6 protein-coding genes are annotated in these 5,975 nt (G+C 67.3%); all 6 read right to left on the minus strand.

What is annotated here, in order from left to right; all coding sequences use genetic code 11:
• A partial coding sequence (locus tag VGE49_RS01515) for a dihydropteroate synthase (RefSeq protein WP_331032824.1) occupies positions 1-1,232 on the minus strand: 1,232 nt, incomplete at its 3' end.
• Between the two features lie 127 nt (positions 1,233-1,359).
• The gene (locus tag VGE49_RS01520; RefSeq protein WP_331032825.1) at positions 1,360-2,454 is read right to left on the minus strand and encodes a homocysteine S-methyltransferase family protein; all 1,095 of its coding nucleotides are present in this window, start codon (positions 2,452-2,454) and stop codon (positions 1,360-1,362) included.
• Positions 2,454-3,410 carry a methylenetetrahydrofolate reductase [NAD(P)H] gene (gene metF, locus VGE49_RS01525; protein WP_331032826.1) on the minus strand — a complete coding sequence of 319 codons (957 nt, stop codon included), beginning with the start codon at positions 3,408-3,410 and terminating at the stop codon, positions 2,454-2,456. The genes VGE49_RS01520 and metF overlap by 1 nt, the downstream gene beginning before the upstream one ends.
• Positions 3,410-4,372 (minus strand): ArsR/SmtB family transcription factor, encoded by a 963-nt coding sequence (locus VGE49_RS01530; RefSeq protein ID WP_331032827.1) that lies wholly within the window; start codon positions 4,370-4,372, stop codon positions 3,410-3,412. The genes metF and VGE49_RS01530 overlap by 1 nt, the downstream gene beginning before the upstream one ends.
• A 147-nt stretch (positions 4,373-4,519) precedes the next feature.
• Complete coding sequence (locus VGE49_RS01535; RefSeq protein ID WP_331032828.1) at positions 4,520-5,449, minus strand: 2-hydroxyacid dehydrogenase; 930 nt, start codon at positions 5,447-5,449, stop codon at positions 4,520-4,522.
• A gap of 96 nt (positions 5,450-5,545) precedes the next feature.
• Positions 5,546-5,975 (minus strand): ATP-binding cassette domain-containing protein (locus VGE49_RS01540; protein WP_331032829.1); only part of this gene is annotated, 430 nt, incomplete at its 5' end.

The raw sequence follows: 5,975 nt of genomic DNA on the forward strand, positions 1-5,975 counted from the left end.
ACGTCGCCCTTGACCGTGGCCATCAGGATGCGGCCCGCCTGCTCGCGCGGCTTTCCGGCCTTCTCTGCCTCCATGAAGGGTTCGAGCCAGGCGACGGCCTGCTTCATCACGCGGGCCGACTTGACCACCTGCGGCAGGAACATCTTGCCCGAGCCGAACAGGTCGCCGACCACGTTCATCCCGTCCATCAGCGGACCTTCGATGACGTGCAGGGGACGCTCGGAGGTCAGTCGGGCCTCCTCGGTGTCGGCCTCGATGAACTCGGTGATGCCGTGGACCAGGGCGTGGGCGATGCGGGCCGCGACAGGCTGCTCGCGCCAGCTCAGGTCGACGACGCGCGCCGCGCCCTTTTCGCCCTTGTAGGACGGGGCCATGTCCACCAGCCGCTCGGTGTTGGACACATTGGTCCGCTGCGGCCGGTTCAGGATCACGTCCTCGACGGCTTCGCGCAGCACCGGGTCGATGTCGTCATAGACGGGCAGGTCGCCCGCGTTGACGATGCCCATGTCCATGCCGGCGTTGATGGCGTGATACAGGAAGACGCTGTGGATGGCCCGGCGCACCGGCTCGTTGCCGCGGAAGCTGAACGAGACGTTCGACACCCCGCCCGAGACGCGGGCGTAGGGCAGGGTGCGCTTGATCTCGCGCGTCGCCTCGATGAAGTCGACGGCGTAGTTGTCGTGCTCCTCGATCCCCGTCGCCACGGCGAAGATGTTGGGGTCGAAGATGATGTCCTCGGGCGGGAAGCCGACCTCGTTGACCAGGATGTCATAGGCGCGGGTGCAGATCTCGATCTTGCGCGCGGCAGTGTCGGCCTGACCCACCTCGTCGAAGGCCATGACCACGACGGCGGCGCCGTAGCGCAGGCATTTGATCGCGTGCTCGCGGAAGGCGGCTTCGCCCTCCTTCATGCTGATCGAGTTGACGATCGGCTTGCCCTGAACGCACTTCAGGCCAGCCTCGATGACCTCCCACTTTGAGCTGTCGATCATCACCGGCACGCGGGCGATGTCGGGCTCGGCGGCGATCAGATTGAGGAAGGTGCGCATGGCGACGGCGCCGTCCAGCAGGCCCTCGTCCATGTTGATGTCGATGACAGCGGCGCCCGCCTCGACCTGCTGGCGCGCGACGTCGAGGGCGGCGGTGTAGTCGCCATCGACGATCAGCTTGCGGAACTTGGCCGAGCCCGTGACATTGGTCCGCTCGCCGACGTTGATGAAGACAGGTCTCAACGCAACTCTCCGCTCATCCCCGCGGAGGCGGGGACCCAGGTTTGAGCCGCGCACTGGCGGTCAGCGATCTGGATGTAGCCAAAGTACTGGGTTCCCGCCTCCGCGGGGATGAGCGGGTGAGGACGCATCACGCCACCAGCTCGAACGGTTCCAGACCCGCCAGGCGCATGGCCACGGGGCGTTCCGGGATTTCGCGCGGTTTCAGCGGCGCGACCTCTTCGGCGACGTGCTTGATGTGGTCGGGGGTAGTGCCGCAGCAGCCGCCGACGATGTTGACCAGGCCGGAAGCGGCCCATTCCTCGATGAAGTGGGCGGTTTCGTGCGGCTGTTCGTCGTACTGACCCATGGCGTTGGGCAGGCCGGCGTTGGGGTAGGCGGCGACCAGGGTGTCGGCGACGCGGCTCAGTTCGGCGATGAAGGGCCGCATCAGATCGGCGCCCAGGGCGCAGTTGAATCCGACAGCGAACGGCTTGGCGTGGCGCACGGAGTTCCAGAAGGCCTCGGCGGTCTGACCCGATAGCGTCCGGCCCGAACGGTCGGTGATGGTGCCGGAAATCCAGATGGGCAGGGCGGGCAGGCCCTCGTCCTCCAGGTCCTTGATGGCCTTGATACAGGCCTTGCAATTCAGCGTGTCGGTGATGGTTTCGATCAGATAGAGGTCGACGCCGCCCTCGTTCAGCGCCTTCACCTGATGGCGGTAAGCTTCATAGACCTCGTCGAACGTCACCAGCCGCGCGCCGGGGTCGTTCACGTCCGACGACATGGACAGCATCTTGTTCAGCGGGCCGATGGAGCCGGCGGCGAAGCGCGGCTTGTGCGGTTCCTTCGCCGTCCAGCGGTCGGCGGCGGCGCGGGCCAGCCTGGCGCCTTCCAGATTGATGTCCCAGACGGCCTGGGCGTCCAGCCTGTAGTCATCCTGGGCGATGACGGTGGCCGAGAAGGTGTTGGTTTCGCTGATGTCGGCGCCCGCGCCGTAATACTGGTCGTGCAGGTCGGCGATGATGTCGGGGCGGGTGATGCAGAGGATGTCGTTGTTCCCCTTCATCTGGTCCTTTTCATTATAGCCGTTGGCCGCGACGAAGCGGTCGCCGCGGAAGTCGGCCTCCTCCAGCCCGCGCCGCTGGATCATGACGCCCCAGGACCCGTCGAGGACCAGGATGCGCTCCTTGGCCGCCGCGTGCAGGGCGGCGATCCGTTCAGGGCGGCTCAGGGGAGAAGTCATTACGCAACAGCCTTGGTTTCACGCACGCCCAGCACCCGGCAGATGGCGTAGACCAGCTCGGCGCGGTTCAGAGTGTAGAAGTGGAAGTCCGAGAAGCCCTCTTCCTGCAGCCGCGCGCAGGTCTCGGCGGCGATGGAGGCGGCCAGCAGCTTGCGGGTCTCGGGGTCGTCGTCCAGGCCGTCGAAGTGGGCCGCCAGCCAGTCGGGCAGGGCCGCGCCGCAGGCCGCCGTCATCCGCTTCAGCCCGGCGAAGTTCGACACGGGCATGACGCCGGGGATCAGGGGAATGGTCACGCCCGCCGCCCGCACCCGGTCGCGGAAGCGCAGGAAGGCCTCGATGTCGAAGAAGAACTGGGTGACGGCGCGGGTCGCCCCGGCGTCCACCTTGGCCTTCAGCACCTCGATGTCGTGGTCGATCGACGGGCTTTCCGGATGCTTTTCCGGATAGGCGCCGACCGTGACCTCGAAGCCGCCGACGCGGCTGATGGCGGCGGTCAGTTCGGTGGCGTTGGCGTAGCCGTCGGCGCGGGGCGTATAGGCGCCGCCGATGCCGGATGAACCGGGCGGATCGCCGCGCAAGGCGACAATGTGGTCGACGCCGATCGCCTTGTAGCCCTCGATGACCTCATCGACCTCACCCCTGCTGGCCTCGACGCAGGTCAGGTGGGCGGCGGGGCGCAGGGTGGTCTCGCTGATGATCCGCTGCACCGTGCGGTGGGTACGCTCGCGCGTCGATCCGCCCGCGCCATAGGTGACGGAGACGAAGGCGGGGTTCAGCGGCTCCAGTCGGCGGATGGCGGACCACAGGTTAGCCTCGGCCTCGTCCGACTTGGGCGGGAAGAACTCGAACGAGATGTTGACGGCGTTGCGGTTGGAGCCGGCGCGCGCCACCGGGCCCAGCGGCGACAGCAGCAGGGCGCGGGCTTCGGCCAGGTTGAGCGAGGCGGGAGAGGCCATCAGGCGGTCTTTCGGGCAGGGACGGCGGCGCGTTCGCCGGTCCAGATGTGGACGGTCAGGCCCTCGGTGTCGGGCGGCAGGGCGACGGGGGCGTCGGCGGTCAGGCCCGCATCGGCCAGCCAGCCGTGGATTTCCTCATCGGCGAAGCCCAGGCGGCGGTGCTGGTGGGCCTCGCGCAGCTGCTCCAGCTGGTGCGGGGCGAAGTCGACGATCAGAAGCTTGCCGCCGGGCATGACCAGACGCGCGGCCTCGGCCACCGCGGCGGCGGGATCGGCCAGGTAGTGCAGAACCTGATGCACGATCACCAGGTCGGCGCTGGCGTGGGGCAGACGGGTCGAGAAGATGTCGCCGTGACGCAGCTCGACCTTGTCCAGCCCGGCCTTGGAGACGTTGGCGCGGGCGATGTTGAGCATGTTTTGACTCAGGTCGAGCCCGACCGACATCTTCGCCTTCTTGCCGAACAGGGTCAGCATCCGGCCCGAGCCGGTGCCGAGGTCCACGACCCGTTCGAACGGGCCGGGTCCCGCCGCCTGTTCGACGGCGGTTTCGACGGCGCTCTCGCAGACATAGAGGCTGCGCATCTGGTCCCACTGGGGCGCGACCTGTTCGAAATAGCGGGCGGCGTCAATGGCGCGCTCCTTGCGCACCTCGTCCAGACGGCGATGGTCGGCCTCGCCCTCGGCGTCGTCCAGCAGGTCCAGCACCGTGTCGATCAGGCGACGCGACAGGGCGTCGTGCGACAGGCGGTAGAAGACGCGCGCTCCATCAGGGAATCGCTCGATCAGCCCGGCGTCGGCCATCAGCTTCAGGTGGCGCGACACGCGCGGCTGGCTCTGGTCCAGAACACGCGACAGCTCCATGACCGACAGCTCTTCGGCGGCGAGCAGAGACAGCACCCGTAAACGGGTCGGTTCGCCCGCGGCGCGCAGGGCCTCGACGGTCTGGTCAGCAGTCAGTGTCATGGGTCGTATAAAGATATCCTTATACGATTATGCAAGCAAAAACTGACCGCCCAGACCTCTCATCGACAGACTGATGGGCATGGATTGTTCTGCGAACGTAGCCAGATCGTCCTGAAGTTCGATCCCTCTCCCATCGGGAGAGGGATTCTACGGCGTGACCGGCGTCTTGAGCGGTTCGCCCGCGAAATGGGCCGACAGGTTCTGCAGCAGAAGCATCAGCATGCCCTGAACCGCCTCGGTCGTGGCGCCGGCGGTGTGGGGCGTCAGCACAGTGTTGGGCACGTTGGCCCAGCGCGCGGCGTCGGTCGGTTCGGTCTCGAAGACGTCCAGTGCGGCGCCGCCCAGCCGTCCATCGCGCAGGGCGGCGATGACGGCGTCCTCATCGACCAACTGGCCGCGCGCGACATTGACCAGCAGGCCGGTGGGGCCCAGCGCCTCGATCACCTCGGCCGAGATCAGGCCGCGATTGGTCTCGTCCGCGCGGCAGGCGACGACCAGAACATCGGAGGCGCGAGCCAGGTCGAGCAGGCTGTCGGCGCGGGGCCAGGGGGCGTCCTTGGCGCGCGGCGCCCACCACTGAACCTTCATCCGCATGACCTCGGCGCGGCGGGCCACGGCCTCGCCGATGGCGCCCAGGCCGACCAGGCCAAGGGTCTGGCCGCCCATCGAGGGGGTGATGGTCTTTGACGCCGGGGTCCAGCCGCCGGCGCGGACCTGACGGTCGCCCTCGGTGATCTGACGGCGTGCGGCCAGGATCAGGCCTATGGCGTGGTCGGCCACGTCTTCGTGGTTGATGGCGGGGGCGTGGGTGACGGGCAGGCCACGCGCGCGGCACCATTCCACATCGATGCCGTCGTAGCCCGAGGTGAAGCAGGCGATCAGCGACAGGTTGGGCAGGCGCTGGATCAGACCCTTGTCCAGCTCGAACTCGCCGGCCACGACCAGGACGCGCACGTCGGCGGCGGCCTCGATCGGCGGCCCTTCCCAGAAACGATAGACGTCATAGGCGCCTTCTAGAAAGGCGCTGAGCGGCGCTAGGTGCCGTTGCATGATCAGGATGGCGGGGCGTTGGGTCATGGCGGCCAGACTAACCCGGTTCCGTCACGACGCCACGACCAAAGAAAGACGGCCCCCCAATCGCTCGGAGGGCCGTCTTGTCGGTTCATCGCCTGATCAGCGACCGAACTTCTGGTGCTGGACGCGCTTCGGAATGATGCTGTCCGCGCCCAGGCGGCGCATCTTGTCCTGTTCGTAGGCTTCGAAGTTGCCCTCGAACCATTCCACGTGGCCGTCGCCTTCGAAGGCGAGGATGTGGGTGGCCAGACGGTCCAGGAACCAGCGGTCGTGGGAGATGACCACGGCGCAGCCGGCGAACTCCTCCAGAGCCTCTTCGAGGTTCTGCAAGGTTTCGATGTCCAGGTCGTTGGTCGGTTCATCGAGCAGGATCAGGTTGCCGCCCGAGGCCAGGGTCTTGGCCAGGTGGACGCGGTTGCGCTCACCGCCGGACAGTTGGCCGACCTTCTTCTGCTGGTCGCCGCCCTTGAAGTTGAAGCTGCCGACATAGGCGCGGGTGTTGATCTCGCGCTTGCCGACCATCATCACG

The organism is Brevundimonas sp. (genome assembly GCF_036405315.1).
Taxonomy (GTDB): domain Bacteria; phylum Pseudomonadota; class Alphaproteobacteria; order Caulobacterales; family Caulobacteraceae; genus Brevundimonas.

Bases quoted from the DNA above. Each gene is read 5' to 3' on its own strand.
- VGE49_RS01520 (WP_331032825.1), bottom strand. From the start codon at position 2,454: ATGACTTCTCCCCTGAGCCGCCCTGAACGGATCGCCGCCCTGCACGCG.
- metF (WP_331032826.1), bottom strand. From the start codon at position 3,410: ATGGCCTCTCCCGCCTCGCTCAACCTGGCCGAAGCCCGCGCCCTGCTG.
- VGE49_RS01530 (WP_331032827.1), bottom strand. From the start codon at position 4,372: ATGACACTGACTGCTGACCAGACCGTCGAGGCCCTGCGCGCCGCGGGC.
- VGE49_RS01535 (WP_331032828.1), bottom strand. From the start codon at position 5,449: ATGACCCAACGCCCCGCCATCCTGATCATGCAACGGCACCTAGCGCCG.